Genomic DNA, 15,290 nt, shown 5'->3' with positions numbered 1-15,290 from the left:
GCCATGACCAAGACCAATGTAATCGCCTGTATCGACGGCACCGCGGTCTCCACCGCGGTCAGCGACTGCGCCGCCTGGGCCAGCCTGCGGCTGGAGGCGTCGCTGGTGCTGCTGCACGTGCTGGACAAGGCGGAGTACCCCATCCCCGCCGACCTGAGCGGCAACATCGGCCTCGGCAGTCGCGAGGCCCTGCTGCAGGAGCTGGCGGAGCTCGACGCAAAACGCGGCAGGCTCGCCCTCGAACAGGGCCGGCTGATGCTGGAGACCGCCCGCCAGCGCGCGGTGGCCGATGGCGTGGCCGAGCCCATCGTGCATCAACGCCACGGCAGTCTGCTGGACTCGCTGCTGGCCATTGAACCGGACACCCGCCTGCTGGTGCTGGGCAAACACGACGAACATCTGGGCGAGCATGTCGGCAGCCGGCTGGAGACCGTGGTGCGCAGCCTGCAGCGGCCGATCCTGGTCTGTCCGCCCGACTTCACCGCCCCGCAACGAGTGATGATCGCCTTTGACGGCAGCGCCACCACGCGCAAGGCGGTGGAGATGGTGGCCGCCAGTCCGCTGTGCCGCGGCCTGCCCTGCCATGTGTTGATGGTCGGTGCCGACACCGAAGAACATCAGGCCCAGCTGGCATGGGCACGACACAGCCTGGAGGCCGCCGACTTCGTGGTGACCACCGTGCTACAGCAGGGAGAGGTGGAACAGGTGCTCTGCGATTACCGCCGCGAACACGACATCGAGCTGTTGGTCATGGGCGCCTACGGCCACTCGGTGATCCGCCGCTTCCTGGTCGGCAGCACCACCACCAGCGTGATCCGCAACGCCCGGATCCCGGTACTGCTACTGCGCTAGGCATTTGTCAGGCCAGTAGGCTGTCGAAGTCAGGAGGAACAACTCACCTCGATCTGCTGCGCCCACGCGGGCGGATGCCCCGCATACCGGGCAAAGGCCTCATGTTCGGCAAAGGGGTCTTGCAGAATCTGCATCAGCTGTTCGATGACGGAATAGTCGTCCTCATGCTGGGCCTTACGGATGGCCATTTCGGCCAGGTAATTGCGCAGTATGTATCTGGGGTTCACCCGCTTCATCTGGGCACTGCGGGCCTCGGCAGGCACCGCCTCCTGCCCGAGACGCTGTTGATAGACAGCAAACCACCGGTCATACCCGACCCGGTCAACAAACAGATCCCGGCAGCCGCCAGGCTCGACCTCGCTCAGCTGGCGAAAGAAGATCGTATAGTCCACCCGGTTCGTCGCCAGCAGATCCAGCAGCGCGCTGACCAGCTGCTGATCGTCTGCCCGCGACTGTGAAAAACCCAGTTTTCGCCGCATCAGCTCCGCATAATGGCCGACAAACTGGTCCTGGTATTTTGCCAGGGCCGCCTTGGCCAGCGCCACCGCCTCATCCACCTCGCCATGCAATACCGGCAACAGGGCCTGAGCCAGACAGCTCAGGTTGAACAGGCCGATCTCCGGCTGTTTATCAAAGGCATATCGCCCGTGGGGGTCGGAGTGATTACAGATATAACCCGGCTCATACTGCTCGACAAAACCAAACGGCCCGTAGTCCAGGGTAATGCCGTGGATCGACATGTTATCGGTATTCATCACGCCGTGGGCAAAACCGACCGCCTGCCATTGCGCGATCAGTCCGGCCGTCGCCACGATGACCTCCTCCAGAAAGGCGAGGACCGGATTCTGTGCGCTCAACAGGTGTGGATAATAGTGGTGCAGCACATAATCGGTCAGCTGTTGCAGCTCGTCGTAATGCCCGGCATAAAAGAAGTATTCAAAACTGCCGAAGCGAATATGGCTGGGCGCCACCCGCAACACCATCGCACCCGGCTCAATCTGTTCGCGATAGACCTCCTCGCGGCTACCGGACAGAAACAGGGCGTGGGTGGTCGGAATCCCCAAGCCCTGCATGGCGGCACTGCACAGGTATTCGCGGATCGACGAACGCAACACCGCCCGGCCATCGCTGCCGCGTGAATACAGGGTCTGGCCCGCGCCCTTCAACTGCAGATCCCAAGGCTGATGCTGCGCCGTGCGCAACTGGCCGAGCAGGATGGCGCGCCCATCGCCGAGGCGCGAGACATACTGGCCGAACTGATGGCCGGCATAACAGGCGGCAATCGGTCTGAACCCCGCAAAGGGTTTTCGGCCGGCAAAGATATCGAGCAAATCGCCTCGCCGGCCCTCGGCCGCATCCATGCCCAGCAGCTGCGCCACCTGCGGATTAAAGTGGATCAGAAAATCACCCGCCAGGGCCTGCGGCTGATGTTCCGAAAAAAAGATCTCCGGCAGGCTGGCGTAGGTGTTGTCGAAATTCAGCTGTTCAAGGGTACGCATGGAATCATTCTGACAAGGCGCAGAAAAAATACAACGTGGTTTCAATGCGGGAATTATCTTGTACGCCAGGAGGACCGGGCATCGAATTTTTCACAGGCTTTGAGTGTTTGTCTATCCGCTCCGGTAGAGCGCAGCAGTCCGCTGGGATGACGCCTGCGGCCCTGGTCGAATTTCACACTCGCCATAAGTGTATTATTCAGGCTCCTAGTGAACCGGGTCTTCTGATCAGCACCGCCGGTGATAGCGATTTCCCACACCAGGCAACCTCATGACTATCGGTCATTCTCTTCCGTAATGGACAGGTCATCGGTGGAGTTCCCGCCTGCGACACCCCTGGCCAGGCGAAACTTTAGCATCAGGTTGTTGCGGGAATCCGCATTGTTCAGCGCCTCCTGCATGCTGATTTTTCCCATACTGTAGAGTTCATACAGAGACTGATCAAAACTTTGCATGCCCATCTCGGTGCTGTTGCCAATGGCGTCCTTGATTCCTTCGATATCACCCTTCTCGATGAGCTCGGAGATATAGGGCGATTTAAGCATGATCTCAACGGCGGGGACGCGCTTGCCCTGCACGCCAGACACCAGACGCTGGGAAACAACCGCCCGCAGATTCAGCGAGAGATCCAGCAATAACTGATGATGCATGGGATCGGGGAAAAAATTGATAATCCTGTCCAGCGTCTGATTGGCGTTATTGGCATGCAGCGTCGACAGGCAGAGATGGCCTGTTTCCGCATAGGCTATGGCGTGTTGCATGGTCTCCCGATCGCGAATCTCGCCGATCAGAATCACGTCCGGCGCCTCGCGCATGGCATTTTTCAGGGCGTTGGCATAACTTAGAGTATCCAGCCCAACCTCGCGCTGGTCAACGATGGATTTCTTGTGTTGATGGATAAATTCGATGGGCTCTTCAATGGTCAGGATATGGCCGGTATTGTTGGCATTGCGGTGATCAATCATACTGGCCAGGGTCGTAGACTTGCCTGAACCGGTGGAGCCAACCAGCAGGATCAATCCGCGCGGCTCCATGATCAGCTCCTTCAACACAGCGGGCAGGTGCAAGTTTTCAATGGATGGGATATGCGATTTGAGATATCGGACCACCATGGCGACTTCGCCACGCTGACGGTACAGATTGATGCGAAAGCGTCCTATGTCATGCACAGAGATCGCGAGATTCAGTTCCATCTCCGCTTCAAAGGTCTTTTGCTGATCATCGCTGATAACACTGTAGGCCAGTTTTTTGACCACCCCGGGCGGAAGCGACGTGTCGTTCAACGCAGCGCTGACTCCCTCAATCTTGATATTGACCGGCGCGCCGGTACTGAAAAAAAGATCGGAGGCGCCCTTTTCGGCCATCAGCTTCAGATAGGGCAGGATATCCATCAACGTAGCACTCCCATATAACACACCGACTTGCGCCTATTGCATAAAACAGTATTTTTCATGACTGATTTTTCATGCTTAACTTTTCCTGCTTAACAGGCAATGACCATCTCGACACCCAGCTATTCAAGACGGATACGATAGACCTCGGCAAGCGAGGTTTTCTTTTCTCTGGCGGCATTGAGCGCATTCCGGGTCAGCACCGTCATGCCATTGCTTACGGCCTCGGCGTGGATGATATCCGCGCTCACCCCATTCAATACGTGCGAGCGTATTGCCTGATTCATCTGCAACAATTCATACACCGCCAGGCGACCCTTGTAGCCGGTATTATTACAACTCTCACAACCCTTGCCACGATAGAATTTTTCTTTACTGTCGACACCCAGCGCCTGATTCACAACCGGGTCGACCGCTTCCTCCTCAAGACATAGCGGGCAGTTGGCACGCACCAGACGTTGCGCCAAAACGCCCAGCAGGGTGTCATTAATGAGATAGGGTTCCACCCCCATTTCCAGCAGACGCGTGACCGTTACCGCGGCGCTGTTGGTGTGCAGGGTGCTCAGCACAAGGTGCCCGGTAAGCGCACTTTCAATGGCGGTTTTCGCCGTCTCCTGGTCGCGAATCTCGCCCACCATAATGACATCGGGATCATGCCGTAGAATATTGCGCAGAATGCGGGCAAAAGAATAATCAATCTGGTGATTGACCTGCATCTGTTCAATGCCGTCGATGTGATACTCCACGGGATCTTCCGCGGTGATAATATTGACGTTGCTTTTTCGGATGTGTTCCAGTGCGGCATAGAGTGTGGTTGATTTTCCAGAGCCCGTCGGACCGGTGACCAGCAGAATTCCATAGCTGTGACTTATCATATCTTTAAATAGATGATGGTCATGATCATTGAAGCCGAGCTCATCAATATTCCGCAGGCCCGCCATGGTATCCAGGATGCGGATCACAACACTCTCGCCATTGATCGTCGGCATAACGGAAATTCGCAGATCGACCTTGTTGCCGTATATATTGGTGCTTGCCCGGCCATCCTGCGGAATCCTGCGCTCGCTGATATCCATGCGGCCGATAATCTTGATACGGCTGACCACCGCCGCCAGTATGGATTTGGTAAAATTACGCACCGGGATCAATGTGCCATCTATGCGCAATATGATGTCAACGGCCTTTTCTCCGGGGCGAATGTGGATATCCGAGGCCCTTCTGTGCACGGCCTCGATAATCATATTGTGGACCAGGCGAACAATGGGTTTCTCCTGACTCAGGCGCGCAGCCTCCTTGGTGAGTCCTTCCTCGTTTTCTCCGCCAGCGGCACCGTTTTCGCTAAACTCTTCTATCGCCTCATCATCCTCCTGCTGGCCATAGAATTTATCAATCGCCGCTTCGATATCCTCATGCTGGGCCATGACGGCCTCGATCCGGTGCTGGGTGACAAACTCCACCATCTTGCAGGCATCGAAATTCGTCGGATCAGACATCGCGACCACCAACAGGTGGTGATGGACAAACAGCGGGAGCACATGGAAACGAATCGCCAGCTCTCGCGGGAAATGGGTCAGCGACGCGGAATCGATATCAAATGCACCAAGCTTCACAAAGTGCAGTCCCAGCTTGAAGGCCAGGATGCCGTATATATCGTCCGCGTTCGCCACCCCCTTCTGCACGAGAATTTCAGCGATACGCTTTTCGGGAAGCCGCTGTTTATAGGCCAGTGCATCGTCCAACTGCTTGTAGGTGATCAGCCCCTGCGCCAGCAATAACTCGCCCAAACGCTGCGCCGGCAATGGCCACCGGTCCTCTAACCGTTCAATCAACTCACTGCGGCAGGTCGCCGGCGGCAAGGTGCGGATACTACCTGGCGCCGGCGACGAGGCAAGATGCGGCCCGTCCTTGACCTGCCCCACCACCGCCGCATGCACCGCTTCATGCATTGGGTGGGCCATGCGATGTTCAGCCACTGTTTGTACCAGAGCGTTATTAGCGCTGTATTTTTCCAGTGTGGTGTTGGGCGCAAATAGTCGATAGACATGGCCATCGGTCTTGTCGAGAAAGATATGCAGGCCAATGGCGTCCAGCAGAATGGTTTCCGCGCTGGCATGCAATTTTTTACCGTCCCTGTAGACCAGTTCAAAACTTTTGTCGGCTGCCGCCACCGCAGTATTGGTGGCCTGGTGTGCCGCTGCCTGGGCTCGAGTCGCAGCAGATTCCGTTTCAGTAAGCAGGCAACGGGAAAACGCCAGGTAGCGCAATGCGTCAAAGTCAAGCGTGACACTGGCCGCCTGTTGCGATTCGATAACCAGCGTTTTATGTGCGCCGTCGAACGCTTTCAACATGCCGTGTATCGGTTCACCCTGCATTCTGTAGGCGACAACGGGGGCATCGTGGAGCGACGACTCCCGGCCAATGGTTGCAGGCGCAACAGGAAGCCCAAAGGTGGCATCCGGTCGGATCCCGGCCTCTACCAACTGTTCCGGACTTCTTTCGTGCATATAGGGCATTGACATGTTTATCCATGAAGTCTGGATTGCTGCCACGCGGCACTTATCCATATGAGACAACAACTTTCGCTACCTCCCCTGCCGGGAAAGCATCGAACACCCTGGTATTAGTGGCAGAACAGCCTGAAACTTGACCCACATCTGCGGCCTGGGAGTTGGTGGAGATACAGGGGGATTGCGGCGAGGGAATGGGGGAGCGCGAAACGCAGCCTGCGGACGCATCGCACAACGTTTTTTATTCAGCGACCGGCAATGCAAAAAAATGGGCCAGGACTCTCATCCTGACCCATTGGTTTACGTCTCGTTAGTATAGGCCCTGGCCGCCAGTGCCGGCGCTAGGTCTCATGCTCCGGCCTCGCACCGCCTACAGGTAATGACCAGCTACAGCCGGCCATTGTCGGTCGGCAGACGCCTAGCGCACCTGGAAGGTCATGCACTGAATGCTGTCATTTTTCATGCTAACCGTGATGTTGCTCGAGTTACATTCCAGGTCATCATTAAATGTGCAGCCTGTAATCTTGCAGGCACCGACACCCGCCGTATTATTCCCCGTCGTGCGCACCGGCGCCCCCAGATACGAGGTGTCACAGCCGGGATGGGTACCCCCACCGATAGTGATGGCGCGGGCATGGCACTTGTTGGCCCGGTTATAGCCACATTCGCTGATGCTACAGGCCTTAACCACTGGCATATCGATTGTCATCTTCATCGTAACCTCCTTGTTGTTGTCCGTTCTCTCTTGACTGTGCGCTGTGTTTTGTCTGACCCTGTCCCAGGCCCGACAGGCTCCTATGCCATTAAAAACGTAGCACACCATCAGCCGAAGTGCCCCACCAGAGTGCTCAGCCAAAGCTACTAATCAAATTGCCGCCTGATTTACGTGCTATAAATCAATCTGGCACAGTGCAACGCTGGGCGCTTTCAGAACACCCACGTTGCGCAATGTGCGCGTTGCGCGGACCCTATAGGCACGCAGAATAATCCGCGCACTGCACCAGATAAACCATGTCATCGATACCTGAAAAAGTCAGCGGTGCCTGTGAACCCTATCCATCCAGTCGCGAGCCTACGGGAGTGACCCTGGCGATGCCTAAAACCGCGCCATTTGAAAGCCATCACCAGCGCTATGACGATTGGTTCGTGCAGCATGCGGCGGCCTATCACTCGGAGCTGCTGGCGGTGCGTGCGCAGTTGCCCTGGCAAGGGCCGGGGCTTTCCATTGGTGTTGGCACTGGGCGCTTTGCCGCTCCGCTGGGTGTGCAGGTCGGCATCGATCCGGCTCGCGCCGTGCTGGGCTATGCGGCACGCCGCGGTATCACCACCGTGCAGGCGGTGGCCGAGGCGCTGCCCTTTGCGGATCACCGTTTCGCCCGTGTGCTGTGCGTCACCACGATCTGCTTCGTGAATGACGTTGGCGCGATGCTGAACGAGGCCTGGCGCGTACTGAAACCCGGCGGCGTACTGGTGATCGGTTTTATCGATCGCACCAGTGCACTGGGGCAGCACTATCTGGTGCACCAGGTCGAGAATGTGTTCTATCGTGATGCGCACTTTTTCTCGGCCACCGAAGTGGACCAGTTACTTCACGACACGGGATTTATCGAACCGCGTTGGGTGCAGACCCTATCAAAGACGCTGGAAGCAACGCATGAGATCGAATCCCTGAGTGCCGGCCATGGTGCGGGGGCCTTTGTGGTGGTGAGGGTCAAACGGCCCTCGCTGATGCACAGCGCAGCAGAGGGCAAATAATATGGGAAACACCTTCTGGACGGCGTTTGGCGCCAGTATGCTTGCGGCGCTGGTGACGGGCGTCGGCATCTACACCATCCGCCACTTCGAGGCCTGGGGGCGCAGGTACAGCATCTACTTTGTGTGCTTCGCCGCCGGCGTGCTGATCTCGGTGTCCTTCCTGCACATCATCCCCAAGTCCTTCGAGCTGAGCCCCCACGCCCCGCTGTACCTGCTTGGCGGGTTTTTGATGATGCACCTGTTCAATCGTTTCATCACCGCCTTCGTCTGTGAGCGGGGCGTGGATCCAGACTACGGCATCGGCCTGGTGCCCATGATCGGCATCGGCTTTCACTCCTTCATCGACGGCTTCGTCTACTCCATCACCTTTACCGTCAGCATCTTCACCGGCGTGCTGGCTGCCACCGGCATGGTGCTGCATGAATTTCCCGAAGGTATCATCACCTACCTGCTGCTGTTGCGCAGCGGATTCAGCGAGAAGACCGCGCTGCTGCTGGCTGTGCTTGCCGCATCACTCTCCACACCGCTGGGCATGCTGGTTTCCTGGCCCTACATCAACCGCATCGACCCCCCCCTGCTGGGCGCCCTGCTCTCGCTGTCGGCCGGCGCGCTGGTGTATGTGGGCGCGACCCATCTGTTGCCGCAGGCGGAAAAGGAGCATCGCAAGTACAGCCTGTGCGCCCTCGGCGCCGGGATCCTGGTCGCCGTGCTCATTATCGTGTCCAAATAGCGGGCCATTTCGACAGGCCGGTAAAGGGCGCCGCAGCGATGGTGCGCGAGGGAGATTTAGGTATTCACGGCCCGGCAAACAATAGGCGCAAAAAAAAAACGGTTACCGAGCAACTCGGTAACCGTCTGATTTTGCTGCTATATGGTGCGCCCGGAGAGATTCGAACTCCCGACCGCCTGGTTCGTAGCCAGACTGGCTGATGATCACCTCAATAAAATCAAAGGTTTACAGAATCCACCCCCATCAGAACCTATTCCACCCATATCTATTTCTAGGTTTCTCGAATATTGCTTTGATACAAAATTGATACACCAGGCATTTCGTCATGATTGATATGCTTGTTTTACGATGTACTTTTAAAAAGGATGCTAGTTATCTTGCAGAAAAAAATCCTTTAAAGCGTGAAAAAATTTCTGATCCATGGATGGATTTTAGTATTACTAATCTGAAAATTCCTTTAGCCGGCACATTAATGCCTGATGATACTTTTGAGGATCTTCGTGTTCCTTGGCAAAGTATTCCTACCTCGAATTCTGGGTTGTCTTTTAAGGTTTTTCATTCACCTGAAAATAAAATTAAGCCTGAGCCATACATTGAGATTAAGGCATCGCCTGCAAAATTGATGCTGGGTCATAATGTTTTTGGAAGTACAAATTTGTTGGAATGTTCAATGGCGTTGTTTGAGGTTTTATACACGACATATCCAGAATTAGTATTTCATTTGGATGAACCAACTTGGGAAGTTGCTGAAATGCATGTGACTTTTTTTTCTCGCGCGAAATCAGAACGCGAAGCAGGTTTATTTATTCAAGCTCTACAAAATGTCTCCAACGGACATACAAAATCAAATGGTGGATACGCTACAACTTCTTACTTTGGTAAAAAACATTCTCGTCTGAAAACTCAAACAGTGTACGCGAAGTATCCTGAGGTTTTGACTACACTTGAAAAATTAAAAAAAAATGAAATAAAAAATCAACATAAATTGGCGATTTATGATGAAAAATTATTAGACTTTGCTAAGTGTATGGTTCGGTGGGAAGCTAAAGTAAAATCTCGATGGTTAATAAGAAATCAATATCCAACTAATTTAAAAATGTTATGTAAATATTGGACTCGTGAAATTGCAATAGATATTTGGAAAGAATCTTTTGATAAGTTATTGAAATGTATAGGAAATAAAGAAATGAGAATACCTTCTGATGATAATGTTTTAAGTCTTTTAGAATTAAATTATGGTGTGATTAGTGAAAAAACAGGTAAATATTCTAATGCGAATGCCATTGCCATGTATAAGAGTTATCGGTTGATTAGAAGTGAGGGGTATGCTGAGTGGTCTAAAAACACCCCTTCATCTACTCGTTCTCGTCATTTGGCTGGTTTACACTCTGTCGGTCTAAGTAAGGCTCTGTTACAGCAGCATCGCGGTCATGGTCTTGCCTCTGAGGTCGTGCCGATGATTCGGTTTATAGAGGTTGATTTTTGTGCGCAATATCCAGGCTGGTACCAGGCTGCTTGATTTTAGGTCCACGTATATAACCAGTGGACTTTTGTCCCACCATGGGAATAATTGATTAATTATTGAACAATTGAATCAAGGTAGCGCCGGACATCAGCTAAGGCCACTAAATGCCCACTCAGCATGTATTCCAACGGTGATTTACCACAGAAGATAGGGTTGTTATTAACGTTCGTCAGCCATTCTTGCACATTCGCACCCGAAAAGAGCATCTGTACAGCTTTATATATCCCTATGATGTAACTCAGCCTATCCATCGCATCATGGCTAAGCTGACCGTGAAGTTTCTTTTTCCATTCAAAGAAGGTTGTGCGGCCTGGGGAGCCGAGCAGGGTAATTTGCTGCTCAGTACTCAGTCCAATCTCTCGGGCGATCGAGAAGAAGGCTGCTAGCCCTGCTTCGCTCATTTCTCTCCCTGTTTCCATATATTATTTATTTAACGGTTGTCCTGGGTGAGCCTCGATATACACAAAATGCCTGGTCTCTTCCAAACTTTGATTGATCAGCCAAAAATATAGTCTTACTGAAGTCACAGACGGTAGTTATTTTGTTTAAACCAGTTTGGATAACATCACCTGCCTGGCAGTTACCAAACGCGTTATCGCTTCGCAAAGAGGCGCTAACATCAACATTACAGTACCGTCCATCATCGGCATTCACAGTAGCCATAAAAAAGCTTGCACCCAGCAAAATGAATATCTTTTTCATTGTTCTCCCCTTCTTTATTTTTCAAAAGATTCGGGTTTCCGAATCTGCTCGCATCTTATTGATTCAATTGGTGAATTTGGAATTAAGAAAAGTTTAAATTTGATCATCAATCTGGTTTTTTTTTGATTTTAGGTGCTCTCGCAGCAAGGCATCAACCAGCTCTTCAATTGTTACTCTTTTTTTTACTGCAGCAATTTTCAGATCGTCGCGCAGCCCCCGATCTACCCAGATCGTCACTTTATCTCTCCTTATTTTTTTTTCATCAGACGCTTTTTTAATCATGACAAAATTATAAACAATTTTCGTTGACTTGTTTGATTATTTACTGTAATTATAATTTTGTCTTTTTATAATTTTATAATCACGGCCGCTTTTATTTTAAGACAAGCAGTATTTTCATACAAAACAAATACTTATACAGATATTTCCGCCCCTTGCCTATTAGTATTGTGATGGCAATTAAAAATTAAAGGAGAATGAAATGTTCAAAATTGAAATTAAAACTACTGAAATCGACGTCTTTACTGGCAACTCGAAGAAAACCGGCAATCCCTTTTCAATTCGAAATCAATTTGGCTGGATTCATCTACGCGATAAACCTTATCCAATGGAGTTGAAAATTCAACTCGACGATCAGCAACAACCTTACCCACCTGGCGAATATCAAGTTGATGAAAAATCTTTTGTCATTGACCGGTTTCAAAATTTATCAGTTGGTCGTCTCAAACTCCTACCTCTTCATGTTTCCAGTAAAACTCGGGCTGCATAGTCATAGTGGAAGTTCTCACACTCGATAATTTGTCGGACGTCATTTTAACAGTCGCCATTGTGTTGATGTGGGCGCTGGGATTCAGTGCTGGATTTCAAAGATGACCTGGGATTCAGCGCTTCTCGAAGTGATCGGTTACCTCATGGGCGCATGGGTAATCGGTTTCTCAATGGCTAACGTTTTGTTGGCTTTCAAAAAAGGCGTGGATCAACTCTGATCTACTTTTAAACTATTAAATGGAGAATAAAATGAAAAAAATGAAAATCATTGTAGCTGGCATTTTGAGTACCGCTTCAGTTGGTGCATTTGCTGCTGTACCGGCTGTTGTCGGCACAACCATCACTGGAATGCAGACTGACGCCCTCTCGGTAATCGATCTTATCTGGCCGATTTTCGCAGCGATCGTTGGTGGGTTTTTCCTGTTCAAAATTGTCAAACGTGGTATCGCAAAGCTTTAAAAGCAATATTAATAACGGGTCAATTAATTTGGCCCGTTATTTTTTAAAATGAAAAAAATTACAAAAAAAATAGTTTTTATTGCACTTATTTCATTAAGTGCATCGAGCTTTGCGCTCGCTCCGATTTGGTGGGGAATATCGATTGGTGCTCATATTTCTTTATTAGCGATCACGTATTTTACATCTGATACAGTTACTCCCTCCGGCACAAGTTCTGGCGTCATTAATATTTATCTTGATGAGCCAACTGAATCACGAGCACCGTCGGACTGGCCAGATGAAAATACTCCTCCTGCAACATCTGAAGCAATTGTGTCAGGTGGTGAAAACTGGAAAGCCACGGATGTTTATAATTATGCTGCACTAGACCCCGATCGTTTCATTGCTTGTAATGCTGCGGCTCAGGAGCATGCAGTCTATGTTCAAGCTGTTGGCAATGGATCAGGTTTTAAAGGCACGTTACCTGGAACATGTACCGCCAGTAAATTTAGCTGTCAATGCACTCTCACTAACGTTGATGACACTGCAGTAACTAATAATACTGGTTGGTCTAACACGTTTACTCTTGAAAAAGTAAATACTGAAACTACGTGTGACGCTGGCTATACTTCAAATGCAGGCGTATGCGAATTAACTGATCCTGCTGTCCCAACTTGGAAAACTGACGGTGCGTGTGATGTTTCCCTTCAGCCTGGAGTTGATCTTTTTGTCGCTCATGCAAGAGACCCAGACTGCCTCGGGGTAATTTGGACGAACCAAATATCTGTTACAGACGATGACAAAATTCTCCAGGTTGATTACTCAGATGCCACTGGTGAAATAACAGTTCAACAGTCAAATCCACAAACTGGCGAATTTCAGAATTTCACAATTGACGGTCCAACTGGAACTGTAACGAGCGTTGATACAAATGTTATTCCTGGCACCGGATCTGTACCTGGCACTGGTACCGGTACCGGCGGAATTGGTGCTTGTGGTGGTATCAATGAACCAAAATGCGGCGTTTCCATTGATGAAACTGGAACTCCCAGCTCTACTGTCAGCTATCAAACTGAACTAGATTCAATTGGTATTGATGCACTGACTTCAAATCTAACTGATGGTGTCACAATGGCTGCACCATCATGGTCTCCACCCATACCCAATGGCACAACCACATGCCAAACCATTCCAATGTCATACGCTGGATTTAATTATACATTCCCAAGCGTAGATCAGTGTTCCAAACTAAATCAGTTGAAAACAATAATTGCTTGGTTTTTATATATTTTAACCGGCCTTTTTATTTTCCAAATCGCTGTTAGGAGACCCTCTTAATGCCTTTATTAGCTGCTTGGATGGGTTCATTATTTTCAGGCATAGTCGGTTTCTTTTCGTCATGGCTCACAAAGCGAGTTGCGCTCGTTTTAACAGGTATTACTGTCATAGTGTCATTGACTGCTGCATTTATCACTGCAATTGATGCGCTCTATACTGCTATGGCAGTTACATTACCTACAGAAATTGTCATCGGCGCAAGCTGGTTTTTACCAACCAACACGTCTGCGTGTATTTCAGCCTATATCTCTGCGCATCTTTTGCGGTGGGCCTATGACTGGAATACAAAAGTCATTCAACTCAAACTTTTTTAATAATTATGTCTGTCTATTTTATTACTGGGAAATTGGGCTCAGGAAAAACATTAGCTGCTGTTGGACGTGCGCGAGATTATTTAAATTCTGGCAAAAAAGTTGTTAGTAATGTAGATCTAAATTTGGACAAGATGTACTCGGAAAGATCCAGAAAAACATATGTTCGAATTCCTGACAAACCTAACATAGATGATCTAAACGCAATTGGTCGTGGTAGCAATAAAGTTGACGAGTCAACGTATGGCCTTCTTGTTTTAGATGAGCTGGGAACTTGGTTGAACACTAGAAACTGGAGTGATAAGGCACGTCTGCCTGTTCTTGATTGGTTTTTGCATGCCAGAAAACTTGGCTGGGATATATTATTTATTGTTCAAGATATTAGTTTGATTGACAAACAAGCACGTGATTCATTATGCGAATTTTTGGTAATTTGTAGGCGCTCTGATCGACTTAAACTTCCATTCTTATCATTCATCACCCTTCCCAAAATACATGTTGGCTCCGTTTATTATGGAGATAACACTCAAGCCGCGCGTGTTGATCGATGGTGGTACAGAGCAAAAGATCTTTATGATGCCTATGATACTCGGCAAGTTTTTTCAGCTAATTATCCTAGCGGTGTTCATACTTGTCTTTCTCCTTGGCAAACAACAGGTCAATTTACAGAATATGAATCTCCAGTAAAAAAAATTATTCGCATTTTTAAACAATGGTTTGTACCGTTTGTACTAGGCATTGGTTCAGCGTTTGCAGTTCAAACGGTTGCTTCTCAAAATGAACCTCAATCAATAAAAAACATTTCAAAAATAGAAATTCCTCAAAGTCAGATAGAAATAACAAAAACAGTAAATGAAAAACCATGGGATATTGAGCCTTTATTTATAGTTGGTTCTGTGTTCGACAAAAAGATATTCCGCACACCGCTTGGGGACTTAACAACCTCTGACATCGAGGGAATGGGTTATAGCGTCATATCTAATGGTCTTTGCAAAAGCATTATCTACGCATCAAAAAAACGTGTTCATGTTCATTGTGGTGCTCAACCGGTGCCTGCGCAGCGGGTGCTGGTTGAGCAACGCTTTAATTTAGATGACCAAGTAACAAATTAATAATATCAATACGTTACGGGGTAATTTCCGGACGCTGACTATATATCTAGTGAAGCCATAACAAGGGTTAAAGGAAGATGGAAACATTAGATTTAAAAGAGGCGGCATTATTCTTAAAGATAAATCATGAAGTACTGCGACGTCGTGTTAAGGCACAAGAGCTCCTTGGTGCGAAAGTAGGGAAATCATGGGTCTTCTTAAAAGATGATTTAATCAATTATATTCGCAGCAAACAGGTGCCCCGATGTCGATCTACAAGCGCGGAAATACATGGTGGGTGCGATTTACCACCCCAAGCGGAAAAAGAATATTTGGCTCTTCAGCAGAATTAGTGGGTAAAAACCACCGGGAATTTTGAAACAGGA

Annotated in this window: 17 protein-coding genes; 10 read left to right on the top strand and 7 right to left on the bottom strand. The window is 50.0% G+C overall.

The window, feature by feature from the left end; genetic code table 11:
• Positions 1-3 precede the first annotated feature (3 nt).
• A complete protein-coding gene (locus tag RRB22_12230; protein ID MDT8385172.1) occupies positions 4-852 on the top strand; it encodes a universal stress protein in 849 nt (282 codons plus the stop codon).
• Positions 853-881: 29 nt separating this feature from the next.
• Here the strand turns inward: RRB22_12230 and RRB22_12225 are convergent, their stop codons facing one another.
• The 4 genes from RRB22_12225 to RRB22_12210 form a co-directional block, all read right to left on the bottom strand.
• A complete protein-coding gene (locus tag RRB22_12225; GenBank protein MDT8385171.1) occupies positions 882-2,351 on the bottom strand; it encodes a YdiU family protein in 1,470 nt (489 codons plus the stop codon).
• 272 nt (positions 2,352-2,623) lie between these two features.
• Positions 2,624-3,739: a PilT/PilU family type 4a pilus ATPase gene (locus RRB22_12220; GenBank protein ID MDT8385170.1), complete on the bottom strand. Its 1,116-nt coding sequence runs from the start codon at positions 3,737-3,739 to the stop codon at positions 2,624-2,626.
• 122 nt (positions 3,740-3,861) lie between these two features.
• On the bottom strand, positions 3,862-6,087 hold the full coding sequence (locus RRB22_12215; protein ID MDT8385169.1) for a GspE/PulE family protein: 2,226 nt from the start codon (positions 6,085-6,087) through the stop codon (positions 3,862-3,864).
• 577 nt (positions 6,088-6,664) lie between these two features.
• Complete coding sequence (locus tag RRB22_12210; GenBank protein ID MDT8385168.1) at positions 6,665-6,961, bottom strand: DUF1540 domain-containing protein; 297 nt, start codon at positions 6,959-6,961, stop codon at positions 6,665-6,667.
• Positions 6,962-7,338: 377 nt separating this feature from the next.
• Between RRB22_12210 and RRB22_12205 the strand changes: the two genes are divergently transcribed.
• From RRB22_12205 to RRB22_12195, 3 genes are all read left to right on the top strand, one after another.
• The gene (locus RRB22_12205; GenBank protein MDT8385167.1) at positions 7,339-8,001 is read left to right on the top strand and encodes a class I SAM-dependent methyltransferase; all 663 of its coding nucleotides are present in this window, start codon (positions 7,339-7,341) and stop codon (positions 7,999-8,001) included.
• A 1-nt stretch (position 8,002) separates the two neighbouring features.
• Complete coding sequence (locus tag RRB22_12200) at positions 8,003-8,731, top strand: ZIP family metal transporter (protein ID MDT8385166.1); 729 nt, start codon at positions 8,003-8,005, stop codon at positions 8,729-8,731.
• Between the two features lie 325 nt (positions 8,732-9,056).
• Positions 9,057-10,250, top strand: coding sequence for a phage/plasmid replication protein, II/X family (locus RRB22_12195; protein MDT8385165.1), 1,194 nt, complete (start codon positions 9,057-9,059; stop codon positions 10,248-10,250).
• Positions 10,251-10,309: 59 nt separating this feature from the next.
• Here RRB22_12195 and RRB22_12190 read toward each other — a convergent pair whose 3' ends face one another.
• The 3 genes from RRB22_12190 to RRB22_12180 all read right to left on the bottom strand — a co-directional run bounded on the left by RRB22_12190 (position 10,310) and on the right by RRB22_12180 (position 11,195).
• On the bottom strand, positions 10,310-10,657 hold the full coding sequence (locus tag RRB22_12190; GenBank protein MDT8385164.1) for an antitoxin Xre-like helix-turn-helix domain-containing protein: 348 nt from the start codon (positions 10,655-10,657) through the stop codon (positions 10,310-10,312).
• 25 nt (positions 10,658-10,682) lie between these two features.
• On the bottom strand, positions 10,683-10,958 hold the full coding sequence (locus tag RRB22_12185; GenBank protein ID MDT8385163.1) for a hypothetical protein: 276 nt from the start codon (positions 10,956-10,958) through the stop codon (positions 10,683-10,685).
• 93 nt (positions 10,959-11,051) lie between these two features.
• The gene (locus tag RRB22_12180; protein ID MDT8385162.1) at positions 11,052-11,195 is read right to left on the bottom strand and encodes a hypothetical protein; all 144 of its coding nucleotides are present in this window, start codon (positions 11,193-11,195) and stop codon (positions 11,052-11,054) included.
• Between the two features lie 244 nt (positions 11,196-11,439).
• On the opposite strand from RRB22_12180, the gene RRB22_12175 reads away from it, so the two are divergent.
• From RRB22_12175 to RRB22_12150, 6 genes are all read left to right on the top strand, one after another.
• Positions 11,440-11,727, top strand: coding sequence for a single-stranded DNA-binding protein (locus RRB22_12175; protein ID MDT8385161.1), 288 nt, complete (start codon positions 11,440-11,442; stop codon positions 11,725-11,727).
• Between the two features lie 248 nt (positions 11,728-11,975).
• Positions 11,976-12,185, top strand: coding sequence for a major coat protein (locus RRB22_12170; GenBank protein MDT8385160.1), 210 nt, complete (start codon positions 11,976-11,978; stop codon positions 12,183-12,185).
• A gap of 48 nt (positions 12,186-12,233) precedes the next feature.
• Positions 12,234-13,502: a hypothetical protein gene (locus tag RRB22_12165; GenBank protein ID MDT8385159.1), complete on the top strand. Its 1,269-nt coding sequence runs from the start codon at positions 12,234-12,236 to the stop codon at positions 13,500-13,502.
• Positions 13,502-13,816: a DUF5455 family protein gene (locus RRB22_12160; GenBank protein ID MDT8385158.1), complete on the top strand. Its 315-nt coding sequence runs from the start codon at positions 13,502-13,504 to the stop codon at positions 13,814-13,816. The genes RRB22_12165 and RRB22_12160 overlap by 1 nt, the downstream gene beginning before the upstream one ends.
• A gap of 5 nt (positions 13,817-13,821) precedes the next feature.
• Positions 13,822-14,925 carry a zonular occludens toxin domain-containing protein gene (locus tag RRB22_12155; GenBank protein MDT8385157.1) on the top strand — a complete coding sequence of 368 codons (1,104 nt, stop codon included), beginning with the start codon at positions 13,822-13,824 and terminating at the stop codon, positions 14,923-14,925.
• 77 nt (positions 14,926-15,002) lie between these two features.
• On the top strand, positions 15,003-15,257 hold the full coding sequence (locus tag RRB22_12150; protein ID MDT8385156.1) for a helix-turn-helix domain-containing protein: 255 nt from the start codon (positions 15,003-15,005) through the stop codon (positions 15,255-15,257).
• Positions 15,258-15,290 lie beyond the last annotated feature (33 nt).

The organism is Gammaproteobacteria bacterium (assembly GCA_032250735.1).
GTDB lineage: Bacteria > Pseudomonadota > Gammaproteobacteria > SZUA-152 > SZUA-152 > SZUA-152.
The sequence above is the reverse complement of the archived record's forward strand: the minus strand, read 5'-3'. Positions and strand labels throughout refer to the sequence as shown.

Excerpts from the sequence above, each read along its gene's own strand:
- RRB22_12230 (MDT8385172.1), top strand. The coding sequence starts at position 4 with ATGACCAAGACCAATGTAATCGCCTGTATCGACGGCACCGCGGTCTCC.
- RRB22_12225 (MDT8385171.1), bottom strand. The coding sequence starts at position 2,351 with ATGCGTACCCTTGAACAGCTGAATTTCGACAACACCTACGCCAGCCTG.
- RRB22_12220 (MDT8385170.1), bottom strand. The coding sequence starts at position 3,739 with ATGGATATCCTGCCCTATCTGAAGCTGATGGCCGAAAAGGGCGCCTCC.
- RRB22_12215 (MDT8385169.1), bottom strand. The coding sequence starts at position 6,087 with ATGTTGAAAGCGTTCGACGGCGCACATAAAACGCTGGTTATCGAATCG.
- RRB22_12210 (MDT8385168.1), bottom strand. The coding sequence starts at position 6,961 with ATGAAGATGACAATCGATATGCCAGTGGTTAAGGCCTGTAGCATCAGC.
- RRB22_12205 (MDT8385167.1), top strand. The coding sequence starts at position 7,339 with ATGCCTAAAACCGCGCCATTTGAAAGCCATCACCAGCGCTATGACGAT.
- RRB22_12200 (MDT8385166.1), top strand. The coding sequence starts at position 8,003 with ATGGGAAACACCTTCTGGACGGCGTTTGGCGCCAGTATGCTTGCGGCG.
- RRB22_12195 (MDT8385165.1), top strand. The coding sequence starts at position 9,057 with ATGATTGATATGCTTGTTTTACGATGTACTTTTAAAAAGGATGCTAGT.
- RRB22_12190 (MDT8385164.1), bottom strand. The coding sequence starts at position 10,657 with ATGAGCGAAGCAGGGCTAGCAGCCTTCTTCTCGATCGCCCGAGAGATT.
- RRB22_12185 (MDT8385163.1), bottom strand. The coding sequence starts at position 10,958 with ATGAAAAAGATATTCATTTTGCTGGGTGCAAGCTTTTTTATGGCTACT.
- RRB22_12175 (MDT8385161.1), top strand. The coding sequence starts at position 11,440 with ATGTTCAAAATTGAAATTAAAACTACTGAAATCGACGTCTTTACTGGC.
- RRB22_12170 (MDT8385160.1), top strand. The coding sequence starts at position 11,976 with ATGAAAAAAATGAAAATCATTGTAGCTGGCATTTTGAGTACCGCTTCA.
- RRB22_12165 (MDT8385159.1), top strand. The coding sequence starts at position 12,234 with ATGAAAAAAATTACAAAAAAAATAGTTTTTATTGCACTTATTTCATTA.
- RRB22_12160 (MDT8385158.1), top strand. The coding sequence starts at position 13,502 with ATGCCTTTATTAGCTGCTTGGATGGGTTCATTATTTTCAGGCATAGTC.
- RRB22_12155 (MDT8385157.1), top strand. The coding sequence starts at position 13,822 with ATGTCTGTCTATTTTATTACTGGGAAATTGGGCTCAGGAAAAACATTA.
- RRB22_12150 (MDT8385156.1), top strand. The coding sequence starts at position 15,003 with ATGGAAACATTAGATTTAAAAGAGGCGGCATTATTCTTAAAGATAAAT.